The sequence below is a fragment of the Breznakia sp. PF5-3 genome, from assembly GCF_029504745.1.
In the GTDB taxonomy this organism is placed as follows: Bacteria; Bacillota_I; Bacilli_A; order Erysipelotrichales; family Erysipelotrichaceae; genus Breznakia.
Genome location: NZ_JAQFIQ010000003.1, coordinates 32,650 through 56,243 on the forward strand (window position 1 = coordinate 32,650; position 23,594 = coordinate 56,243).

The 23,594-nt window shown below is 32.0% G+C and carries 23 protein-coding genes and 1 other annotated feature; of the genes, 18 read left to right on the plus strand and 5 right to left on the minus strand.

From position 1 onward, the window contains the following. Positions 1–6 precede the first annotated feature (6 nt). From M2475_RS01230 to aspS, 4 genes are all read left to right on the plus strand, one after another. Positions 7–522, plus strand: a complete 516-nt coding sequence (locus M2475_RS01230) for an adenine phosphoribosyltransferase (RefSeq protein ID WP_277489080.1) — start codon at positions 7–9, stop codon at positions 520–522. 71 nt (positions 523–593) lie between these two features. Continuing rightward, positions 594–2,789, plus strand: coding sequence for a bifunctional (p)ppGpp synthetase/guanosine-3',5'-bis(diphosphate) 3'-pyrophosphohydrolase (locus M2475_RS01235; protein ID WP_277489082.1), 2,196 nt, complete (start codon positions 594–596; stop codon positions 2,787–2,789). Positions 2,790–2,826: 37 nt separating this feature from the next. Next, positions 2,827–3,023: a binding site (T-box leader), on the plus strand. A 34-nt stretch (positions 3,024–3,057) separates the two neighbouring features. Beyond that, on the plus strand, positions 3,058–4,374 hold the full coding sequence (hisS, locus tag M2475_RS01240; protein WP_277489083.1) for a histidine--tRNA ligase: 1,317 nt from the start codon (positions 3,058–3,060) through the stop codon (positions 4,372–4,374). A 4-nt stretch (positions 4,375–4,378) separates the two neighbouring features. Continuing rightward, the gene (gene aspS, locus M2475_RS01245) at positions 4,379–6,127 is read left to right on the plus strand and encodes an aspartate--tRNA ligase (protein WP_277489084.1); all 1,749 of its coding nucleotides are present in this window, start codon (positions 4,379–4,381) and stop codon (positions 6,125–6,127) included. 279 nt (positions 6,128–6,406) lie between these two features. Here aspS and M2475_RS01250 read toward each other — a convergent pair whose 3' ends face one another. Both M2475_RS01250 and M2475_RS01255 read right to left on the minus strand, forming a co-directional pair. Continuing rightward, positions 6,407–6,985, minus strand: coding sequence for a xanthine phosphoribosyltransferase (locus M2475_RS01250; protein ID WP_277489085.1), 579 nt, complete (start codon positions 6,983–6,985; stop codon positions 6,407–6,409). A 1-nt stretch (position 6,986) separates the two neighbouring features. Further along, positions 6,987–7,709: an ATP-binding protein gene (locus M2475_RS01255; RefSeq protein WP_277489086.1), complete on the minus strand. Its 723-nt coding sequence runs from the start codon at positions 7,707–7,709 to the stop codon at positions 6,987–6,989. 67 nt (positions 7,710–7,776) lie between these two features. Between M2475_RS01255 and truB the strand changes: the two genes are divergently transcribed. The 14 genes from truB to M2475_RS01325 all read left to right on the plus strand — a co-directional run bounded on the left by truB (position 7,777) and on the right by M2475_RS01325 (position 21,361). Then, complete coding sequence (gene truB, locus M2475_RS01260; RefSeq protein ID WP_277489087.1) at positions 7,777–8,607, plus strand: tRNA pseudouridine(55) synthase TruB; 831 nt, start codon at positions 7,777–7,779, stop codon at positions 8,605–8,607. Continuing rightward, on the plus strand, positions 8,607–9,509 hold the full coding sequence (locus tag M2475_RS01265; protein ID WP_277489089.1) for a bifunctional riboflavin kinase/FAD synthetase: 903 nt from the start codon (positions 8,607–8,609) through the stop codon (positions 9,507–9,509). The genes truB and M2475_RS01265 overlap by 1 nt, the downstream gene beginning before the upstream one ends. A gap of 1 nt (position 9,510) precedes the next feature. Beyond that, entirely contained in the window at positions 9,511–10,875 is a 1,365-nt protein-coding gene (locus M2475_RS01270) for a RelA/spoT family protein (RefSeq protein ID WP_277489090.1), read from the plus strand. 34 nt (positions 10,876–10,909) lie between these two features. Next, positions 10,910–11,239, plus strand: coding sequence for an Asp23/Gls24 family envelope stress response protein (locus M2475_RS01275; RefSeq protein WP_277489091.1), 330 nt, complete (start codon positions 10,910–10,912; stop codon positions 11,237–11,239). Between the two features lie 89 nt (positions 11,240–11,328). Then, entirely contained in the window at positions 11,329–11,706 is a 378-nt protein-coding gene (gene nusB / locus M2475_RS01280) for a transcription antitermination factor NusB (RefSeq protein WP_277489092.1), read from the plus strand. Beyond that, positions 11,703–12,953: an exodeoxyribonuclease VII large subunit gene (gene xseA / locus M2475_RS01285; RefSeq protein ID WP_277489093.1), complete on the plus strand. Its 1,251-nt coding sequence runs from the start codon at positions 11,703–11,705 to the stop codon at positions 12,951–12,953. The genes nusB and xseA overlap by 4 nt, the downstream gene beginning before the upstream one ends. Before the next feature lie 3 nt (positions 12,954–12,956). Continuing rightward, positions 12,957–13,175, plus strand: coding sequence for an exodeoxyribonuclease VII small subunit (gene xseB / locus M2475_RS01290; RefSeq protein ID WP_277489094.1), 219 nt, complete (start codon positions 12,957–12,959; stop codon positions 13,173–13,175). Continuing rightward, positions 13,162–14,007, plus strand: coding sequence for a polyprenyl synthetase family protein (locus M2475_RS01295; protein WP_277489095.1), 846 nt, complete (start codon positions 13,162–13,164; stop codon positions 14,005–14,007). The genes xseB and M2475_RS01295 overlap by 14 nt, the downstream gene beginning before the upstream one ends. Before the next feature lie 10 nt (positions 14,008–14,017). Next, the gene (gene dxs / locus M2475_RS01300) at positions 14,018–15,877 is read left to right on the plus strand and encodes a 1-deoxy-D-xylulose-5-phosphate synthase (protein WP_277489097.1); all 1,860 of its coding nucleotides are present in this window, start codon (positions 14,018–14,020) and stop codon (positions 15,875–15,877) included. A 1-nt stretch (position 15,878) separates the two neighbouring features. Continuing rightward, the gene (locus tag M2475_RS01305) at positions 15,879–16,646 is read left to right on the plus strand and encodes a TlyA family RNA methyltransferase (RefSeq protein ID WP_277489098.1); all 768 of its coding nucleotides are present in this window, start codon (positions 15,879–15,881) and stop codon (positions 16,644–16,646) included. Between the two features lie 16 nt (positions 16,647–16,662). Next, complete coding sequence (recN, locus tag M2475_RS01310) at positions 16,663–18,309, plus strand: DNA repair protein RecN (protein WP_277489100.1); 1,647 nt, start codon at positions 16,663–16,665, stop codon at positions 18,307–18,309. A 40-nt stretch (positions 18,310–18,349) separates the two neighbouring features. Further along, entirely contained in the window at positions 18,350–19,522 is a 1,173-nt protein-coding gene (gene dinB / locus M2475_RS01315) for a DNA polymerase IV (RefSeq protein ID WP_277489101.1), read from the plus strand. A 22-nt stretch (positions 19,523–19,544) separates the two neighbouring features. After that, positions 19,545–20,444: a tyrosine recombinase gene (locus M2475_RS01320; protein ID WP_277489103.1), complete on the plus strand. Its 900-nt coding sequence runs from the start codon at positions 19,545–19,547 to the stop codon at positions 20,442–20,444. Between the two features lie 179 nt (positions 20,445–20,623). Further along, positions 20,624–21,361, plus strand: a complete 738-nt coding sequence (locus M2475_RS01325) for a DUF2087 domain-containing protein (protein WP_277489104.1) — start codon at positions 20,624–20,626, stop codon at positions 21,359–21,361. Positions 21,362–21,526: 165 nt separating this feature from the next. On the opposite strand, the gene M2475_RS01330 is transcribed toward M2475_RS01325, so the two are convergent. From M2475_RS01330 to M2475_RS01340, 3 genes are all read right to left on the minus strand, one after another. Beyond that, positions 21,527–21,808, minus strand: coding sequence for an HU family DNA-binding protein (locus M2475_RS01330; RefSeq protein ID WP_277489105.1), 282 nt, complete (start codon positions 21,806–21,808; stop codon positions 21,527–21,529). A gap of 84 nt (positions 21,809–21,892) precedes the next feature. Next, positions 21,893–22,597 carry a tRNA threonylcarbamoyladenosine dehydratase gene (locus M2475_RS01335; RefSeq protein ID WP_277489106.1) on the minus strand — a complete coding sequence of 235 codons (705 nt, stop codon included), beginning with the start codon at positions 22,595–22,597 and terminating at the stop codon, positions 21,893–21,895. A gap of 4 nt (positions 22,598–22,601) precedes the next feature. Further along, positions 22,602–23,594 (minus strand): NAD(P)H-dependent glycerol-3-phosphate dehydrogenase, encoded by a 993-nt coding sequence (locus M2475_RS01340; protein WP_277489108.1) that lies wholly within the window; start codon positions 23,592–23,594, stop codon positions 22,602–22,604.

Consider the following 23,594-nt stretch of genomic DNA (forward strand, 5'->3'; position numbering starts at 1 on the left):
GTTGAGATGGATTATAAAAAATATATAGCAGAAGTGCAAGATTTTCCGATTGAAGGTGTTTTGTTTTATGATATTACACCAATTATGCAAAATGGAAAAGCATTTAAAACGGCATGTAATGATATGATTGCATTTGCCAAAGAAGTTGGAGCCGAGGTGATTGTTGGACCTGAATCTAGAGGATTTATCTTTGGTTGTCCAGTGGCCTATGATCTTGAGATAGGATTTGTCCCTATTCGTAAGCCCAACAAATTACCTAGAAAAACAGAAAGTATTAAATATGATTTAGAATATGGTTCTAATGAATTACATATTCATGCAGATGCGATACAAAAAGGTCAAAGAGTTTTAATTATCGATGATTTGTTAGCAACTGGTGGTACAGTAAAAGGAACCATTGATTTAGTAGAAAAATTAGGTGGCGAAGTAGTAGGATGTAATTTCTTGATTGAATTAGAGGATTTACATGGTCGTGATTTACTTGATAACTATAAAGTAAACTCGCTTATAAAGTATAAATAAAGTGTGTCATAACACTTTTTTATTTGGGTGGATGTGTTATAATTGTAACAATTATAAAAGGGGGTCTTATTATGAGTGAAACAACAATTCAATTCTCAGATGTTTTAAATGAGGCCAAAATTTATATAAAGAAAGAAGAGAGTATACAACTTTTAAAAGATGCTTTTGAATTTGCTGATAAAATGCATAAAGGTCAGTATCGCAAAAGTGGTGAACCTTATATAATTCATGTTCTTCATGTAGGAAAGATCCTAGCGGATCTTCGTACGGGTCCAAAAACAATTTCTGCAGGGTTATTGCATGATGTGATTGAGGATTGTGAAGTTTGTGAAGATGAATTCAAAGAGCGTTTTGGTGCAGAAGTATTTACCTTAGTAGAAGCAGTTACCAAGATTGGACATTTGAAGTTTAATGATGAAGAAGAATATTTAGCTAGTAATCATCGTAAGATTTTCATTGCTATGGCGAATGATGTACGTGTTATTTTAATAAAACTTGCAGACCGTTTGCATAATATGCGAACACTGCAGTATATGAAAAAAGAAAAGCAAAAGAAAATTGCTGCTGAAACCTTAGATGTATATGCACCAATTGCACATCGTTTAGGGATTAGTGAAATTAAAAATGAACTTGAAGATCTTAGTTTTCATTATTTGAATCCTGAAAAGTATTATGAGATTGCAAAGCTGGTAGAAGATCGTAAAAGTGAAAGAGATACTCAAGTACAAACGATGATCTCTGATTTTTCAAAGATTTTGGATGAACACAAATTACAATATAGAATGTTTGGACGAAGCAAACATTTGTATAGTATTTACAAAAAAATGATTAATAAAAATAAGCGCTTTGAAGAAATATTAGATTTATTAGCGATTCGAATTGTTACCAACAGTGAAGTAGCGTGTTATGAAATTTTAGGATATATCCATGCGAAATATACACCAATTCCTGGACGTTTTAAAGATTATATAGCAATGCCTAAGATGAATATGTATCAATCCTTACATACGACGATTGTTGGTGGTGAAGGGAATATTTTTGAAGTGCAGATCCGTACCGAGCAAATGGATGAAATTGCGGAACGAGGAGTTGCTGCCCACTGGCGTTATAAAGAAAACAATTATGTAAAAGAACAGCAACAAAAAGAAATTGAAGAACAATTACACTGGTTTAAAGATTTTGCTATTATGAGTGAAGATGTAGATGAAGATGCAAAATCCTTCATGAATTTAATCAGTAAAGATATTTTTGAAGCGAATGTTTATGTAATGAGTCCAAAAGGGAAAGTCATTGCTTTGCCAAGTGGTTCGACACCACTTGATTTTGCCTATCGAATTCATACTGAAGTTGGACATCAAACTATTGGAGCAACTGTAAATGGTGTTTTGGTACCATTAAACACACCATTGAAAACAGGTGATGTTGTAAACATTAAGACAAACAAGGCTTCAACACCTAGTGAAGACTGGTTGAAGATTGTGAAATCAAATCATGCACGAAATAAAATTCGTTCATATTTCCAACGTATCAAACAAGCAGAAAAAGAAGATGGCGCAGAAAAAGGAAAATCTATGTTAGAAGCCGATCTTATTCGACGAGGTTTTGACGCGAAAGAATATATGACAACTAAACATATTGAAACTTTAGCAGGACAGTTGAAAATGCATACAATGTTGGATTTATATTATGCAATCTATTGTAAGGCGGTTTCTTTACAATCTGTTATTGAAAAACTTACACATCAAAAAACAGCTACGACTGCATTAAAGGATATTGATATTAAAGCACATACTAAAAAAGATACACATATTCATTCTGCTAGTAAATATGGAGTGAGAGTACCTGGTATCGATAGTATTGTAATATCGCTATCACCATGTTGTTCACCAATTCCAGGAGATGAAATCGTTGGTTATATCACAAAAGGGCAAGGTGTAAAAGTACATCGTAAAGAATGTCCGAATGTTCAAGAAGTGAAAGAACGCTTAATCAATGTTGAATGGGAAGATGATTTAGCATATCGTGATTATGAAGTGAATCTGGTTATTCATTCAACGGATCGGAATTATTTATTGAGTGATATTGTTACGGTGTCTTCACAATGTAAAGTAGGGTTACAACATGTAGATTCAAAAGTAAATGAAGATGGACTTCATGCGACTACCAAATTGACAGTGCTTGTTCACAATGCAGAACATTTAAAAACATTAATGACAAATTTGCGTAAAGTAATTAGTGTGAATGAGGTAGAAAGAGTTATTCTGTAAGTATTGCTATTTTATATATTAAATGATAAACTATGAACTATAATCGATGAAAAAGAGCTTTTTATTGGAAAGATTAATAGAGAGGAAACAATTGCTGGAAGTTTCTATCTACACAATAAATTGGACGCTTTGGAGATGCTGTTTAATCGCAGCCGGATGCTTACCGTTACAAGTATGAGTGCATATCTATTGGATATGAACTAAGGTGGTACCGCGTATGTTTACGTCCTTAGCGATAAGGACGTTTTTTATTTTAAGGAGAGTAAAGATGAAAAATTATCAAACCCCAAGAGGAACTTATGACATTTTACCTAAGGATATTTCAAAGTGGCATCAAATTGAAGATGTAATTCGTCAATTTTGTATGCTTTATGATTATAAAGAAATTCGTACACCAATGTTTGAAGATACAGGTGTTTTTAAAAGAGAAAATGATTCTAGTGATATGGTGAACAAGGAAATGTATACATTTTCATTGAATGAAAAAGATTCACTGACATTGCGTCCAGAAATGACAGCAGGCGTTGTTAGAAGCTTTGTACAACATAAGATGTATGGAGAAGGGGATTTACCTGCAAAGATGTACTATATTGGCCCTCAGTTCCGCTATGAACGCCCACAAAAAGGAAGACAGAGAATTTTCCATCAATTTGGTGTAGAAGTTATTGGTGCTAAAAATGCTTTGTTAGATGTAGAAACGATTGCATTAGGATATTCTATTGTTTCAGCGCTAGGGATGAGTGAGTTGAAAGTATTGCTGAATACACTTGGTGACAATGAGAGTAGAGTTCGTTATAAAGAAGCTTTACGGGAACACTTTGCAAAAGGTATCGATGATATGTGTGTGGATTGCAAACGTCGTTTACAACAAAACCCTTTACGTCTTTTAGATTGTAAAGTAGACAAAGATTTAGAAATTATGAAAAAAGCACCTAAGATTCAAGATTATTTAAATGAAGCATCAAGTGAATATTTTAAATCTGTATGTGAAGGTCTTGATGCCTTAGGGATTCCTTATGAAATTGATGAACGTTTAGTTCGAGGTTTAGATTATTATACAGATACAGTATTTGAGGTCGTATCAACAAATGATCAGATGGGTTCACAATCAACCGTATTTGCTGGTGGTCGCTATGATGGCTTAGTTGAATATTTTGGTGGACCAGAGATGTCAGGGATTGGATTTGCAATGGGAATTGAGCGATTGATTATTGCATTAGAAGGTGAAGGCATTGCACTGGGAAGCGAAGAAAACTTGGATGCATATGTATTGTGTTTAAGTGAAAAAGCATCGCTAGAGGCCTTAAAAATCGTTACAGCGCTAAGAGCTGCAGGCTATACATGTGAGAGAGATTATTTAAATCGTTCGTTCAAAGCACAATTTAAAAGTGTTGAACGCAAACAAGCAAAATGTGCAGTGATTCTTGGTGAAAAAGATTTAGAAAACAATACGGTTACAATCAAAGAAATAGCAACTCAGCAACAACATGTTGTTGCCCTTGATAAAGTTGTTGAAACATTTGATTTAATATTCGAAAATGAAGAAGAATGCACTTGTGAAGGTGAGTGCCACTGTGGGGAGTAGACAAATGAAAAGAACACATACAAATGGAGAATTAAGAATTGGTGATGTTGGAAAAAAGGTTGAATTAATTGGTTGGGTAGCAAAACGGCGTAATTTTGGAGCACTTGTGTTTATTGATTTACGTGATCGTTATGGGATAACACAACTTGTTTTTGATGAGGTACAAGCAATGGAAATTCAAGCTGTCCGAAATGAATATATATTACAAGTGAGTGGTATTGTAAGTGAACGTAAAGATAAAAATCCTAAGTTGTCAACTGGTGATATTGAAATTAAAGTGGATAACGTGAATATCGTTAATAGTGCAGAAACAACACCATTGATTATTGCAGATGAAACAGATGCATTAGAAGATACACGGTTGACATATCGTTATTTAGATTTACGTCGACCACAAATGCAGAAAAAATTAATGACACGTCACAAAATTACTAAAACAATGCGTCGCTTTCTAGATGATTTAGATTTTGTGGAAATTGAAACTCCTGTTTTAACGAAATCAACCCCAGAGGGCGCTAGAGATTATTTGGTGCCTAGTAGACTTCACAAAGGAGAATTTTATGCATTGCCACAATCTCCTCAACTCTTTAAGCAATTGTTGATGATTTCTGGATTTGAGCGATATTATCAAGTAGCAAAATGTTTTCGTGATGAAGATTTGCGTGCTGATCGTCAACCTGATTTCACACAAGTTGATATTGAAACTTCATTTTTGAGTGAAGATGAAATTCTAACAATGTTGGAACAGTTGATGAAAAAAGTTATGAAAGAAGTACGAGATATAGATTTGAAGATACCATTTTTACGTTTACCTTACAAAGAAGCAATGAATCGCTATGGAAGTGATAAACCAGATAACCGCTTTGCTTTAGAATTACAAGATATTACAGATATATTTTCAAATTCTGATTTTAAAGTATTCAAAGACACGTATAATCAAGAGGGAGCAATTAAAGCAATTGTCATCCCTAATAAGGCTAGCATGTCAAGAAAAGAAATTGACAAATTAACAGATTTAGCTAAAAAATATGGAGCCAAAGGATTGGTGTCTTTAAAATATCAAAATGATGTCTTAGAAGGTGGAGTTGTAAAGTTCTTTCATGAGGAAGAAATTTCTGCATTATCAAAACGGTTATCATTGAAAAATAATGATCTTATTTTGATAAGCAGTGATAAATGGGAAACAGCTTGTGAAGTTTTAGGGGCATTACGTTCACATTTTGGAAAGGTATTAGAATTAAGTGATGATAATGATTTTTCATTTTTATGGGTTACAGATTTTCCTTTGTTTGAATACAGTGAAGAAGATGCTCGTTACTATGCAAAACACCATCCATTTACAAGACCAAAGGATGAGGATTTACCAAAGTTAGAAAGTAATCCTGAAGCCGTTCATGCAGCTGCTTATGATATGGTTTTGAATGGTTATGAAATCGGAGGAGGTTCCCTTCGTATTTATGATAATGATTTACAAACAAAGATTTTTTCATTGCTTGGATTTAGTGATGAAGAAATCGAAAACCGCTTTGGTTTCTTTGTGAATGCATTTAAATATGGTACACCACCACATGGTGGATTTGCATTTGGATTGGATCGTGTTGCAATGTTATTGTCCAACTCTGAATCTATTCGTGATGTTATAGCATTCCCAAAAAATGCAGCTGCGCGATGTATGATGAGTGGTGCTCCAAGTAAAGTGGATGATAGTCAACTAGAAGAATTACACTTAAATATTGTGGAAGAAGATGAATAAATAAAGATTTTAAAAGTATGAAATTGATCATTTTTATAAGCATATTTCAAAAATAATTACAAGACTGGCATTTAAGAAATAGATTGCTATAATATAAGTGTCTAGGAGTTCAAAATTTTTCCGACGCTTAGAGATAAGGGGATTCGGATGTCATACCTTCATGTTGAAGACCTTTGCATTGCTCAGGGATCCTAAAAAGGATATGCAGAAACCCCACCTGTATTTAAACAGGGGAAAACTCTCCTCCTAGACGTAAAAAGAAACAAGAAAAAGGCCAAGCTATTTGCTGGCCTTTTTGAATGTGATTTGATTGTTGTCTAAAGATGCAATACTTGCTAAAGCATATAAATCATATCCTTGATTAATAATATATTTATGACCTTGTTGATAAGCTTTTTCAATGACAATACCAACGCCACATAAATTTGCAGAAGTTTGATGAATAATTTCTTCTACACCTTTAAATGCTTCACCATTTGCTAAAAAATCATCAATAAATAATATGTTATCATTATCATCAATATATTGCTTGGATAGACAGACTGTATATGTTTTGTTCTTCGTGAAGGAATGAACATTGGCAAATAATGCATCTTTCATGGTAGAAGGGTTGGTTTTCTTAATAAATATAACAGGAACTTGAAAACGATATCCACAGAATACAGCAGGAGCGATACCACTTGATTCAATGGTGATGATTTTAGTGATTTTGTATTTTTTAAAATACTCATAAAATTCATCTCCAATTTGTTTCATTAGTGTTGGATCGATTTGATGATTTAAAAAACTGTCTACTTTTAAAACATCTTTGTTGATAATCACACCTTCTGTTTTTATTTTATCAAGCAATTTTTTCATATTATTTCTCCTTCTTCCACAATTGAACAGTACCGTTGGATAACATGTTAAGTAAGTTGTTTTTTGCTTCTGGATAAGTATCATATAGCTGTTTTAGCAATTTTTTCATATCTTCACGTTTGCTATACCCATCTTGTGGACAAGTACTTTCAACAATAGGGATTTCATTGGCTTTCACATTAGCTATAATATCCTTTTCATGTACATAGATAAGCGGTCTAATAAACGTTATATCATTATCTTCATAATGTATTTTAGGTTGAAATGTGGACACCTTACCACTGTAAATTGCATTTAATAAAAAAGTTTCAACTGCATCATCTCCATGATGAGCAAATGCGATTTTATTGCAATGTTTTTCTTTTGCTACATTGACAATAGCCCCACGTTTTAAATTTGAACAACGACTGCAGTCCAAACGACCATCTGTTTTTTGATAATGTGTTAAAATTTCATATATAGGTACATCTTCTTCATGATAGGGAATAGAAGATGTAGTACAAAAGGCTTGAATGTCACTCATATCCATGTTGGGAAACCCCATTTTTAAATGGATAGCAAGAATTTGAAAGTGTTTATGGTCAAATTTTTGATATTCGTGAAGTGCTTTTAAAAGTACCATAGAATCTTTACCACCTGATACACCAATGGCGATGGTATCTCCATTTTCAATCAAATGATAATCTTCATCAGCTTTGCGAATGTATTTTAAAATCTTTTTCATGTATTTCTCCTGTTCCATATTATAGCATAGAGAATTAGAAAATGTTATAATACAAAAGGTGATTACAATGGATGGAATTATTGTTGTTAACAAACCTGCAGGAATGACAAGTCATGATGTTGTGTTTCGTTTACGGAAAATATTAAAAACAAAGAAAATTGGACACACTGGAACCTTGGATCCTAATGCCACAGGGGTGCTTTTGGTATTGGTGGGAAAAGCAACTAAAATTTTACCTTTTATAGAAGATGTAGATAAAGAATACATAGCAACTATGAAGCTAGGGATACAGACATTAAGTGATGATATATGGGATGAGGTGCTTGATAAAAAAGCAATTATTCCAATTGAAGATTTTAAAACGGTTCTATCTTCATTTAAAGGAAAAATAAAACAAACTCCACCACGAATTTCAAGTATTAAGGTCAATGGTAAAAAGTTATATGAATATACACGAAATGGAGAAGATGTAGAATTGCCAATTCGTGAGGTTGAGATATATGATATAGAATCATTGGATGATGAACAATTAAAATTTCGTACGCATTGTAGCAGTGGAACATATATTCGCTCTTTGTGTGTAGATATTGCTAAGAAAACAAATAATTTAGGATGTATGTCTTCTTTGGTAAGAACAAAGGTTGGACGCTTTCATCTAAAGGAGGCACAAGAGCTAGAAACGCTTTCATTAGATAATGTGAACGTTCATTCGATTGATGAAATGTTGGATCATTTTGAAAAAATTGAATATTCACCAATCACAGATGTACTCCATGGAAAAAAGATTCATTTAGATACCCAATCTAATCGGGTATGTATCACACACGAGCAAAAGTGCTATGCTATTTATGAACGTGTGAATGATATGGTGTTCAAGAGTGTAAGAGGTTTATGGTAATGGAAATAATCAATGTATATGCAAATCATAAAGAAATTGTAAAGGAACCATCAGTCGCATGTATAGGTTTTTTTGACGGTGTTCATAAAGGTCATCAATTATTGATTCATAAAACATTAGAAACAGCACGTGATAAAAAATTTTCATCAGCATGTATAACTTTTCATGAAGATCCATGGATAGTTTTAAAAAATGAGAAATATATCGAAAATGTGACGCCAGTTAAAAAGCGTTTGGAAAAAATAAGTGCTTATGGCATTGAACGATGTTATTTGCTGCATTTTGATAAAACGATGGCATCTTTGACAAAAGAAGAATTTGTAGATTTGCTGAAAAGCCTTAATATTCAAACGATTATAGCAGGAGAAGATTTCCGTTATGCTAAGAAAAATTCTGGTGATATAACATATCTAACCCAACATTTAAACACAATTGTCTGCGATACTGTACTCATCCATGGTCAAAAAATATCTACATCACGTATCGAAGAAGCAATTAAAGATGGCGATATGGAGTTTGCTAAAGAATGTTTAGGTGAAGATTATACAATGGAAGGTATGGTTATACATGGTAGGCGAGTAGGGCATAAATTGGGTTATCCAACTGCGAATCTACAAATAGATGATAATTATGTTATTCCTAAAATTGGGGTTTATAAAGGCTATGTGGAAGTAGATGGTAAAACGCATTTAGCTGTGATTAATGTAGGACATAACCCAACATTGAATTTTCGTAAAGATATTTCTATAGAAGCTAATATTTTAGATTTTGATCAAGATATCTATCATCACGAGATAAAAATTATATTTTCACAGTATCTTCGTGATGAATTGAAGTTTGGTTCTGTTGATGAATTAATTAAGCAATTAGCAAAAGATGTAAAACAAGTTAGGGGTCATTAATATGAAATTAGAGTTATTTGATAAAATTGATGCGACGATTACTTTGTTAGAAAGAAATAGAGAAGAATACCAGGTTATTAGAAAAGAATTAAAATATACACTCTTATCGATTTTAGATCGTGAAATCGCTATGGATATTACAACAAGAATTAAAGAGAGTGATAGTTTAAAAGAAAAAATAATTCGAAATCAATACTATTTAAGATATGATACACCAGAAGATATTTTAGCTAATCTAAGTGATTTAATTGGGTTAAAAATTGATTGTCGTTTCATAGATGAAGAATTTAAAGTGTATCGTGAATTAAAAGAATATTTTACAATTGAGAAAGAGGATGGATTTTCAACATGTGAAAAATTCCCTCATATTGCACTTGATATGGTTCCTCATCAACCCCAATCACAAAAGAATGGATTTGCGATTTATCGTATTGATGGATATTATGATACAGGAACCCATAAGGTGAATTTCGAACTTCAAATTAAATCACTAGTAAATTCATTTTGGGGTGATATTGAACATAAGTTAGTGTATAAGAACACAAACTATATGGCATATGATTATGTTATGAAAGATTTGTTATCTTCAATTAAGGCCAATTTAACAATCGTTGATCGACAATTACATATTATCCATGATGCAATGGGGAGCGATTATAATGTTTCAACAAGCTTTATGAATCGAATTTCGTTTGAGGATTTAATTTCTAAAGCGATTAATGATTTATGTGCTGAAAAACTGAGGAAAGCAATAGGTTTTTCTATTGATATCAGAGATACTTCAAATATTTTAGGCCAGTATATTTTTAAAAAGAATATCCAACATTCAAAAGATGATGCACAAATTGTAAGTTTATTGCAATTGTTTAGTCGTTTGAATAACGAAGAAATTGATTTTGAACACTCTATTGAAATGGAGTCATGTTTTGTTAGTGAAGATCCATTTCACGAAGTATTAGGAAACTATTTGTTAGGAAAAATGAATATTGATTATGAATGGTTTGTATTTTTTAGAATTTTGTTTGCAATTGAGCCAGGGAATAATGCAGAAGATTTTAAATTATTCTTAAATGTTTTAAAAAGTTCATTTGTTAAAGAAGAAACATTTGAAAATAGATTTTCTAAACTTTCTTTAGAGGATGCTGAGCGTACAAGAAGTGATTGCTTAGAATTGTTTGCCCAAGGTTTGTGTATTTTAAATACAATTCGAATCGTTCATAATTCAAAAATGGAGGATTTAAACAAATGTTTTTCTTCTTTCTTAGATGAGTTAGAAGAACGGGTAATCAGTTATAAGGATTTTGAACATTATCGTGATGGTTATCGTGATGAATTACATTCTATGATTAAGGATATATTTTCATAAAATTATGGTATAATAAATAAGGATGGTGATAATAATGGCACAAGAATATATAGCAATGAATACAAAAGAAAATGGTGTAGTAGCATTAAGTACAAATGTTTTTTCATCAATTGCACTTATTTGTGTAGAAGAAGATAAGCGTGTTGAACTTGCAGATTCTGCTCCGTTTAAAAACAGCATTGTTGCAAAGGTTGTAAATGACAGATTAAACATTTTAGTAAATATTAAGGTGAAGTACAATACAAATGTTCAGGAAGTCTGTGCTAGCTTGCAACATAATATCTATGATAATATCAAACATATGTGTGATATTGAAGCAGATGAAATAGATATTAAGGTAAGTGGATTTGATTTTAAAGAATAGGAAAAACTATTCTTTTTTTTACCAAAAAATGCATATTAATAATGTTACATTTGTGATAAAATACTTAATGTATGGATAAGGAGTTTTATATGAATCGTCATGAAACTAGAGAACTTGCAATGACAAGTCTTTACCAAAGTTTCTTATTAGATAAAGATATTAAAAGAATACTTTTGGAAAATGAAAAAATAGGAAATGATATCAGTCCCTTTTTATATACAATTACGATTGATGCATCTAGTAATTTAGATGTTTATAAAGAACGCATTGATCGAGTATTAAAAGGAGATTGGACGTTTGAACGCTTGGGTTATATTGAACAAGCAATTTTAACGATTGCATTATGTGAATTGGATTTTGAAACAGCACAGCGACAAATCGTTATTGATGAAGCTATTGTTTTAGCAAAGAAATATTGTGATGATGATACATATAAGCTTATTAATGGAGTTTTAGATAAGTTATGAGTGTAATCAGCGTTAGTTCACTTGTGCGCTATTTAAAGCAATCGGTTGAAAATGATATGCGTTTACGTTCATTGATGGTAAGTGGTGAAATTAGTAATTTCACTCATCATCGCAGTGGACATTTATATTTTTCATTAAAAGATAATGATACGAAAATGAATTGTGTTATGTTTCGCACGAGTGCTTCAAAACTAAATTTAACATTACAAGAAGGAATGAAGGTTATTATTACTTGTAGTGTATCAATGTATGAACCACAGGGAAGCATTCAATTATATGTTACAAAGATTCAAAGTGATGGCTTGGGTGATTTATATTTAGCTTTTGAAAAGTTGAAGAAAAAATTGCATGAAGAAGGGTTGTTTGCAATTGAACAAAAAAAACAATTGCCTTCCTATCCAATGAATGTTGGTATTATCAGTGCAAAAACTGGGGCAGCAATTCAGGATGTTCTTTCTATATTTGAAAGGCGTTGGCCAATTGCGAAGTTGACTTTGTATCCAAGTCTGGTACAAGGAGAAAGTGCAGCTAAAGACTTGATTCGTAATTTGAAGATTGCTGATGTGCGCCATCATGATATCATTCTTTTGGTTCGCGGCGGTGGAAGTATGGAAGATTTATGGTGTTTTAACGATGAAATGTTAGCTCGCGAAATTTATGCAATGAAAACATGTGTAGTAAGTGGGGTTGGCCATGAGGTTGATACGACACTAGTTGACTATGTAAGCGATGCACGTGCTGCTACACCAAGTGCAGCGGCAGAACTTGTAACTCCTAATATAAAAGATGTGAGAGAACGTTTGAACTTACAGGGACGTAATTTGATATCAAGTATTACTAGTTTATTAGAAGGCGAACGTTCACAGTTTATGTATTATAAAGAAAAACCTTTTTTTACACATCCAGATGGATTGTTTAAAGAGGAAAAAATGCATTTAAAAATGATAGTTAATCGTTTGCGTCATAGTGAAGTTTATTTTCAAAGACAGCAACATCAATTAGAACAGATGAAACAACAGATGGTAACGATTACTACTAAATATATTGATCAAAACAAAGAACGTTTACAACGAAATATTTCGTTGTTGGATGCATATAGCCCATTGCATATTTTAAAGCGTGGATATAGTATTACAAGTCATGAGAATGGACAAATTGTCCGTAGTAAAAATGATGTGAAAAAGACTGATTTAATAAAAATAAGACTTCAGGATGGTATCATTGATGCTGAAGTGAAGGGGGAGTAGTTTATGGAATCAAATAAGAGTTTTCGTGAATCAATGGATCGCTTGGATTATATTGTTTCACAGTTAGAACAAAACGATGTAGAATTAGAGGAAGCAATTACATTGTTTGAAGAAGGTTTGCATTTAGTAAAAACTTGTGATTCACAGCTTAAAAAATTTGAAGAGCAAGTTACAACGCTGATGGAAACTTATGAGGGGGATACAGAACATGAAGAAAGTTAATATTGAAGAAAAACTTAGTACTAGTTTAGCTCACTTGCCTGAAGGAAAAGTAAAAGAAGCTGCACAATATGCTTTGATGAGTGGTGGAAAAAGATTTCGTCCAAACTTATTGTTTGCAACTTTAGATGCTTATCGAATTTCACAAGATAAAGGAGTTAATGCTGCTATCGGAATTGAAATGATTCATACATATTCTTTAATTCATGATGATCTTCCAGCGATGGATAACGATACACTTCGTCGTGGCGTTCCAACATGTCATATAAAATATGGTGAAGATATTGCAATTTTGGCAGGAGATGCATTATTGAGTGAAGCTTTTCATTATGCAAATTGTGCTTGTGAAGGAGTACAAGCAAATCATTTAATGGTTGAAGAATTTGTTAAGGCATCAGGTTTAAGTGGTATGATCCATGGCCAGGAATTGGATATTGCGAATGTAAATCGTGATACTACACTTGATGAATTGAAAGAAATCAACTTATATAAAACGTCTAAACTTATTGTCTTATCTTTTGTTGCTGCAAGTATTGTAGCTGATCATTATGGAGATAAAGACATTTGGTTAAAGGTTGGTAATAATGTTGGGTTGATATTTCAAATACAAGATGATTTGTTAGATATTCATGCAACAAGTGCTGAAATTGGAAAAGATCAAAACAGCGATGCAAAAAATAATAAAGTTACATATGCTTCTTTATTGGGAAGTGAACGATGTAATGAAATTATTCAAGAATTATTAGAAGAGACCAAAAAGCTTCTTGATACGATGATGATTGATAAGTTTCCGCTCATTGAAGAGTTAGAAGGGTTACTTGATCGGAAAAAATAAGGAGTAGTTTATGAATGTATTAGATATAAAAAGTCCACAGGATATTAAAAATTTGAATATAAATGAACTGGAAGTCTTAAGTGAAGATATCCGGGCTTTTTTAATTGATTCCATCTCAAAGACAGGCGGACATCTATCAAGTAATTTGGGGGTTGTTGAATTAACGCTTGCTTTGCACTATGTATTTAATTCCTCAAAAGATAAATTCATTTTTGATGTAGGACATCAAGCTTATATTCACAAGATACTTACAGGAAGAGCTAAAGATTTTCCAACCCTACGTCAATATGGAGGAATGTCAGGATTTCAAAAACGCTATGAAAGTGAACATGACCCTTGGGAAGCAGGACACTCTTCTACATCTTTGAGTGCAGCGTTAGGTTTTGCTGTTGCTAGAGACTTGAATAAGGATGATTTTCAGGTGCTACCAATTATTGGCGATGGTGCACTATCTAGCGGTATGAGTTTTGAAGCATTAAATCAAATTGGTAGTGAAAATCGTAAGATGATTATCGTTTTTAATGATAATGAAATGTCGATATCAAAAAATGTTGGTGCAATGTCTCATGTTTATACACGGTTACGTTCTAGCAAAGGATATACAGGGTTGAAAAAGGATCTATCTAGTTATCTTTCTCATAATAAAGTTGGTAATGTATTATTGGATTCCATGCGTAATATTAAAAACAATATTAAAAATACGGTAGTTGATTCTTCATTTTTTGATGAATTTGGATTGGATTATATTGGACCAGTAGATGGTCATGATTTAAAAGAACTTGTAAAGGTTTTTGAAGCAGTTCAACATCATAATGGACCGATTGTTGTACATGTGATTACAACCAAAGGAAAAGGCTATGAATTTGCAGAGTGTGATCACAGTGGAAAATGGCATGGTGTTGGAAAGTTTAATGTGGAAACTGGACAATCTTTAAGTGCTGTACCATTTAATCATCTTGATTGGAGTAGTGTTTTATCAGAAGCGTTAATTGAACTAGCAAGTGAAAATCCAGAGATTTTAGCGATTACTCCAGCTATGAGTAGTGGTGCAAAATTGGATAAGTTTGCAAAATTATATCCAGGTCGTTTTTTTGATTGTGGAATAGCGGAAGAACATGCATTAACTTTTTCTGCAGCTTTGGCATTGAATGGGAAACGTCCATTTATAAATGTGTATTCTTCGTTTTTACAAAGAGCGTATGATCAGATTAATCATGATATAGCAAGGATGAATTTACCTGTTGTGATTGGTGTAGATCGTGCAGGTATTGTTGGTGAAGATGGTGATACTCACCATGGTGTATTTGATATTTCAGCTTTACGGAGTATTCCAAATCTTATCATTACGCAGCCAATGAATGCAGATGAGGCAAGAAATATGTTATTTACAGCGTTTCAAAATACCAAACCTTGGCTTATTCGCGTTCCTCGAGGAACCGTTGAGTATAAACCAAAACCATTTGAATCTATTGAAATAGGAACTTGGACACGTTGGGATTATAGTGAGAATGTAGAAGCAATTGTAATTGCATATGGAAATGATGTAGAGAAAATTATTCAAAAAGCAAAAGTGAATGAAATAAATATTGCGGTTATCAATGCTCGGTTTATTAAACCACTAGATGCTAAGATGTTGAAAGGTGTGTTAAATAGTGATATTCCTCTTATAGTTTACGAAACCGATATGCTAGCTGGAGGTTTTTCAAGTGCTATTTTGGAATTTAAAAATGATCATCATATTACCAAAGATGTAATTCGTTTTGGAATCCAGGATCATTTTGTAACTCATGGATCAATACCACAACTTCGCAAATCAGAAAAAATTGATATTAATACATTGTTTGATGAAATTATAAAGGTTATATCTTAACATGCGTTTAGATGTATATTTGATAACAAACGAATTTTTAAATACTCGCTCACAAGCACAAGATTATATTAAGGATGGATATGTCTTAGTAAATGGAAAAATAATATCTAAACCTAGTTATCAAGTTCAAGATGGAGATCATGTTGAAGTTCAAAAAAAGAAATATGATTTTGCATCTCGAGCAGGATTGAAATTATTTGATGCACTTGTGGCGTTTGATATTTCATTACAAGATAAAGTAGTCTTAGATATTGGTGCCTCTACTGGAGGGTTTAGTGATGTTTGTTTACGTCAAGGAGCTAAATATATTTATGCTGTAGATGTTGGGCATGATCAGTTAGTTCCACATTTAAGAAACGATAGTCGAGTTAAAAATTTGGAGGGAGTAAATGCCCGTTATTTAGATAAGAATATGTTTGAAGAAAAAATTGATTTTGTGTGTATCGACGTATCTTTTATTTCAGTAAATTTGATATTACCACAATTACTTTCAATTTTGGAAACACCTTATCAATTGATGGTGCTTATTAAGCCTCAATTTGAGGTAGGTAAAGAATATTTGAACAAGCAAGGAGTGGTACGTGATAAACGTATTCACAAACGCTTATTAAATGATTATATAGCTATATTTAAGAATTATCGCTTGGGGATTAGAGGGATAAAAAAAGCTAGTATTCAAGGACGTACAGGAAATCAAGAATATCTTGTTTATTTAGATAGTGAATTGCATAGTAAGGATTTTGATATTACAAGAATAATAAGTGAATAGAATAGGAGGAAAAAGAATGATACGAAATATGTATGTGAAGAATTTTGTTTTAATTGATGAACTTCATTTAGATTTTCATTCATCTTTTTCATGTTTCACAGGAGAAACAGGGGCAGGGAAGTCGTTATTCATCGATGCACTGTCGATTTTGTGTGGTGCTAGGGTTTCTTCTTCCTATATTCAAAAAGGCGCTGAGAAGGCGTTTATTGAAGCGATGATTGATATTTCTAATTCTCATCCAAGCTATTTTGTTTTAAAAGAGGCTGGATATGAGGTTGAAGATGAATATATTGTTATTTCTCGTGAGTTTGCTAAGGATGGAAAAAGCGTAGCTCGTATAAACGGACGTGTTTGTACAGTATCATTAGTAAAAGAAATATTAAGTGATATTATTGACATTCATTCGCAACATGATTCACAGTATTTATTAAATAGTAAAAACCACTTATCTTTATTGGATAGTTTCACAAATGATTTTGAGCTTTTACATAACGTAAAATCAGCATATCAAAAATATCGTGATTATCAAAAAGAACTAGAAGAAATTTTGGAAGAACAATTTAATTTAGATGATTTAGAATTTTACCAATTCCAGTTGCAAGAGATTGATACATTGGATGTAAAAGATGGTGAAATTGAAGAGCTGGAACAAATTCAAAAGGAAATGGGTTCTTTTGAAAAAATATCATCAAAATTGCAAAACGCAATACAGTTGATAGAGTCCAGTAATTATGAAAATCTTTACACATTACAAAAAGAGTTGGATGAAATTGAAAATGATACAGTTCAAAAAGTAAAAGAAGAGTTTATAAATGCTTATTATATTGTAGAAGAGCGTTTTGAAGAGTTAAAACAATATACAAATTCTTTGGAGTATGATGAAGATCGATTTAATCAAGTACAAGAGCGATTATACGAGATTAATAAGTTAATTAGAAAACATGGGAATTCATGGGATGATGTTTTAAAAAAAGCAGATGAGATTCAAACTAAAATAAGTCGTATGAAAGATCGCGATAAGGTAATTGAAGAAAAGAAAAAAAATATCGATAAAGCATATAATGAATTTTATGAAGTATCTGTTAAGATGCGAGAAAAGCGTAAAAAAGCTGCTAAGATATTAGAGGTACAGATAAAAGAAGAACTTCATGATTTGCATTTAGAAAATGCTGATTTCAAAATCGATTTCAAAGAAAATGATAGTCGTTATGGAATTGATCAAGTAGAGTTTTATATTTCGATGAATCGTGGTGAAGATTTAAGACCACTAGCAAAGGTTATTTCTGGTGGGGAATTATCACGTTTGATGTTAGGCTTAAAGGTGATTTTTAGTAAGTTACAGCATATTCAAACAATTGTCTTCGATGAAATTGATACAGGAGTAAGTGGAAATGTAGCATATGCAATAGGGAAAAAGATGAAAAAATTAGCAAACGATACACAAGTATTTTCTATTACTCATCTAGCTCCTGTTGCTGCATGGGGAGATTATCATTATCTAGTTGAAAAAGAAGAAAAAGATGGAAAGACTATTAGCTCTATTCATCAGTTAGATGAACAAGAGCGTATTCATGAGCTAGCTTCTATCGCTAGTAATTCTAATAGTGAGCAGGCTTTAAATGCAGCTCGTGAGCTTTATGATTCATGTCGAAATGACACATGATATAATGTGTCATTTTTCATAACTAAAAGGAGGTGACAACATGGCGAAGGTAATATTTCATATAGATTTAAATGCATATTATGCAAGTGCAGAGGTATTGCGAAATAGCGCACTAGAAGGACAACCAGTAGTCGTTGGTGGTTTATCTAAGCGAAGTGTTGTGTGTACTGCATCCTATGAAGCAAGAGCTTATGGAGTACATGCTGCTATGCCTTTACATGAGGCTTATAAAAAATGTCCAGATCTTGTTGTTGTTGAAGGGGATCATGAGTATTATCGGATGTTATCCAAAAAATTCTTTGCATTTATAAAAACCTATTCACCTTTTGTAGAAGTAGCAAGTATAGATGAATGTTATGTTGATATGAGTGAAGTGATAAAGAATTATAAGCGTCCACTTGATTTGGCATGGGAAATTCAACAAAAACTACGTTCAGAGTTAAAACTAAAGTGTAGTATTGGTATAGCTCCTACAAAATTTCTTGCGAAAATGGCTTCAGATCGATATAAACCAATGGGAATATATATTATTCGAAAACAAGAAGTAAGTAATAAACTTTGGAACCTTCCTATCCGTGATATGCTGGGGATTGGAAAAAAAACTGCGCCATTGTTAGTGAAAAATGGCATTGAAACAATTGGGGATCTTTTAAAAGAAGAAAATCAAGGTGTCGTCCATCAATATCTTGGTAAACAGGCATATCAGGTATTACAGCAAATTCAAGGAAATAGTAGTGATGAAATCAATTTTTCACATACTGTACAATCTATTTCACAATCAACAACAATTAACCATGATGTTGAAGATTATACAGAAATAACCCAAATACTGAGGAGATTGGCACAAAGTTTAGCAGAACGAGCAAAAACCAAATCAATTAGTGGGAAATTAATATCTTTATCAATTCGTTATTTTGATTTTCGAAATGTAGTTCGTTCAATCAATTTAGAAGGATATACAAACGATTCAGATAAATTGTATGAAAATGCAATTTCACTTTTTGATGAACATGCAGAAGAACTTCCGATTCGTCATCTAGGAATTGGATTAGGAAGTTTGCAATCGGATAAAGAAAGAATAGATCAACTATCTTTATTTCAAACAAGTAAACCGTCTTCAAACAACGTTGATGTATTAGAAGAATTGAATAAAGAAATTGTTGGGAAGCCCCTTGTTTATGCATCTTCATTATTAGATAAAGATGGAAAATGATATACTATAAATAGGTGATAAGATGAAAATTAAAGAAGGTATCGAAAATTATATTCATTATATTAGTGTTATTGATCAAAAAGCATTAACAACGATTGATAATTATAAGAATGATCTTTTGCAATATGAAAAATATTTACAAGAACAAGGTGTCAATGAATTAGAAGCGATCGATTATTCTAAGATTGAAGCTTTTATTTTACATGAATCACAATCGAAAAAAACAAATTCAATTAATAGAATGGTGGTTTCTATTCGTAATTTTCATAATTATATCACTTATAATTACACACAAATTGCGAATCCTGCTTTATTTCTAAAATTAAGTAAAAAAGGAAAAAAACTTCCAAATTTTATGAATGAAAGCGATATAGAGATGTTTTTAGGCTCTTTTGATGATCAAGATGATATTGGTATGTATCACCATTGCATTATTGAATTGATGTATGGTTGTGGATTGCGTGTTAGTGAAGTATGCGATATGAAATTAAATCAATTGCACCTTCAACAAGGTTTTCTTCGTTGTATGGGGAAAGGTTCAAAAGAACGAATGGTCCCAATTAATGATATTGCAAAGCGGTATTTACAAATCTATATTGAAAATGTTCGAGTAAAATGGAATAAGAAAAATTTACCTTTTGTATTTGTGAATCATCTTGGAAATAAATTGAATCGTCAATATGTTCATAAAATAATCAAGCAAAAACTTATCGATTTAGATTTAAATAATAAAATTTCAGCACACAGTTTCCGACATAGTTTTGCAACACATTTGTTGAATGGGGGAGCCGATTTACGAAGTGTTCAAGAGTTGTTGGGACATAGTGATATAGCAACAACACAAATATACACACATGTGCAAACATCTAGATTGAAAGAAGCTTATTTACAAGCGCATCCAAGAGGGAAAAAACAAAAATAATTTTTTCAATAATATATAAAATCACCAAATGCAAATCGATTAACATAATATTGTGATTTGCATTTTTTTATATTAATCTATTATTCGATATAAAATAATATAGACAAAATAAGTAAAATTAATTGAATATATAAACATATTATGATATTGTTTATATATAATGACAAAGGAGAATAAATATGAAAAATATAGATAATTTAACTCTGAAAGATTTAAAGAATGGATATGAATTATGTGATAATAGTTATAAATGTATTTTTTGTGATGAAGAATTTCAAAATGGTGAAATTTATAAGCATGAAGATCGTTTTTATGATGCTAAGGCAATGGTTAAAAATCATATACATGATGTGCACAATAGTGTTTTATATGAATTATTAGAACTTGATAAAAAACAGAATATGCTTAGTAGCGTTCAAAAAAGAATGCTTTCATACTTTGCAGCAAAAAAAACAGATAAAGAAATTTCGGAATTAACTAAGACATCATTGTCAACGGTTCGCCAGCAACGTTATCAATTAAAAGAAAAAGCACGGCAAGCCAAAGTTTTATTGGCTATATACGAGCTCTCAGCGGACGCGAAAGACTTTAAAGCGTACATTGATATACATCAAAGCGCGAGAATGGTTGATGATCGCTATTTAACAACACTAAAAGAAGAACAAGAAATTTTGAATAAGGTATTTGAATTTGACCCTAAACTTAGAATGAAAGTGTTTCCGGCAAAACAAAAACAAAAAGTTGTTGTATTAAAGAGGATTGCTGAACAACTATGCGATGATAAAAAATATACAGAGAAAGAGATCAATATGTTTTTAGAGTCAATATATGATGATTATGTCACATTGAGAAGGTATTTAATAGAATATGGTTTTTTAGAACGTACAGATGATGGACAATGGTATTGGAAGCCTTAAATATGATAATTTAGTATATATAAAAATTACATAATATACATTATGCGAAGTAAAGTATATTTATAATCAGAATATGAAAGGGTTTAATTAATAAAAAAACAGTTACCTACTTTTAAAAGTGATAACTGTTTTTCTATTTATAATTATTTTTAAATGTAACTACTTTTACTTAACTGCTTCTTTGAATGCTTTTGCTGCTTTGAATTTTGGTGCTTTAGAAGCTGCGATTTGAAGCTTTTCACCAGTTGCTGGGTTAACCCCTTGGCGAGCAGCTCTTTCAACTACTTCAAATTTACCAAAACCAGAAATATCAACTTTTCCACCTTTTGCTACAGCATTAGTAATTTCTTCGAAAACTGTTTCAACAGCAGTAGTTGCATCTTTCTTAGTTACTCCAATTTTTTCGGCCAATACTTCAGCCAACGCTTTTTTGTTTAATGTTTCCATATCTTATACCTCCGAACATCTAAATACATTATATTACTCACAACTTTAAAAAGCAACCAATTTAATAGGAATATTAAGCTTTTTTTATACTTTCATTAAATCTAAAACAACTTCCCCAGCAATCATGATTCCAGCCACATTAGGGACAAAAGCAACACTACCTGGTATTTGCTTTCTTGAGCTTGTTTCATTGCTCTCAAAGGGCTTTATAGGCTTTTCAGAAGATGCTAGTACTTTCACTTTGTTTATATGTCGTTTTTTTAATTCTCGTCGCATAACTTTTGCTAAGGGACAATATGATGTTTTGGATATATCACAAATTTCTAGTTTGGATGGATCCAACTTATTTCCTGTACCCATGGAACTAATTATTTGAATATTTAAGGTTTTTGCTTTTTCAATTAATAATATTTTAGCACTAATAGTATCAATGGCATCTACAATATAATCAAACGTATGAAAATCAAAGGTATCAATGGTATCTTCTAATACAAATGTTTTATATGTATGAACGACAACATCAGGATTGATATCTAATAACCGTTTTTTCATGACATCTACTTTATATTGATTAAGCGTTGAATGAAGAGCAATAATTTGACGGTTTAAATTAGTTAAACTAACAGTATCATTGTCAATAATAGTAATCTCCCCTACTCCACTGCGAACTAATGTTTCAATGCAATTTCCACCAACGCCACCAACTCCAAATATAGCAACATGTGACTTGTTTAATTTCTTAATACCATCATTGCCCAATAGCATTTGTGATCTTGAGAAAGCATTCATTTAACTATTCTGCCTTTAATTCTCTTAGCATAAGATCTTTTGCACTTGTTTTTGGTTCTTTGCCTTCATAAAGAATTTTATAAGTTTCGTTGATGATTGGCATATCGATATTATTTTTTGTGGCAATTTCATGAACGACCTTTGCAGTACGAACTCCTTCTACAGTATTTTTATTTTTATCCCAAAAGATATCAGCGCTATTTTCTTTACCTACTTCATAACCTGCTTGGAAATTACGAGAATGAGGACTAGTACAAGTTACAATTAGATCCCCTATTCCAGTTAATCCCATGAATGTTTCTCTTTTACCACCCATGAACATTCCAAAACGTATCATTTCATTTAATCCACGGGTAATTAAGGCAGCTCTAGTGTTATCTCCATATCCAATTCCAGATAATACACCACTTGCAACGGCAATTGCATTTTTTAAGGCAACTCCAACTTCACTACCAATTTCATCACTTCCTGTATATATACGAAAATATTCATTTGAAAATTCTCGTTGTACAATTTTTGCATCTTCCTCATTTAAAGAAACAGCACTAACTGTAGTTAAAATTCTTTGAACAACTTCTTCTGCATGTGATGGTCCGATTAAAGATACAACACTGCTTAATTTACTTTCAGGAATTGTTTCCCTAATGACTTCAGACATTCTTTTATTTGTTTTAGGATGAAATCCTTTTGATGTGTTTACAATAATTGTTTTCTTTTTCAAGTATGGTGTGATGCGTTTACAAACATCTTCGATTGCAATCGTTGGAACACTTAAAACAACAATATCGCTACCCTTAACAATTTCAATATCTGTTGAAGCTTTTATATTTGGATTTAAGGTAACACCCTTAAAAAAGAAACTATTTTGATGATGTTCATTAATGTCAATAATTTGACTTTCTTCAATCCCCCATATGGTAACATCTATACCATTATCAGCTAAGACTTGAGCAATCCCAGTTCCCCAGCTTCCACTTCCAATAATTGATACTTTCAT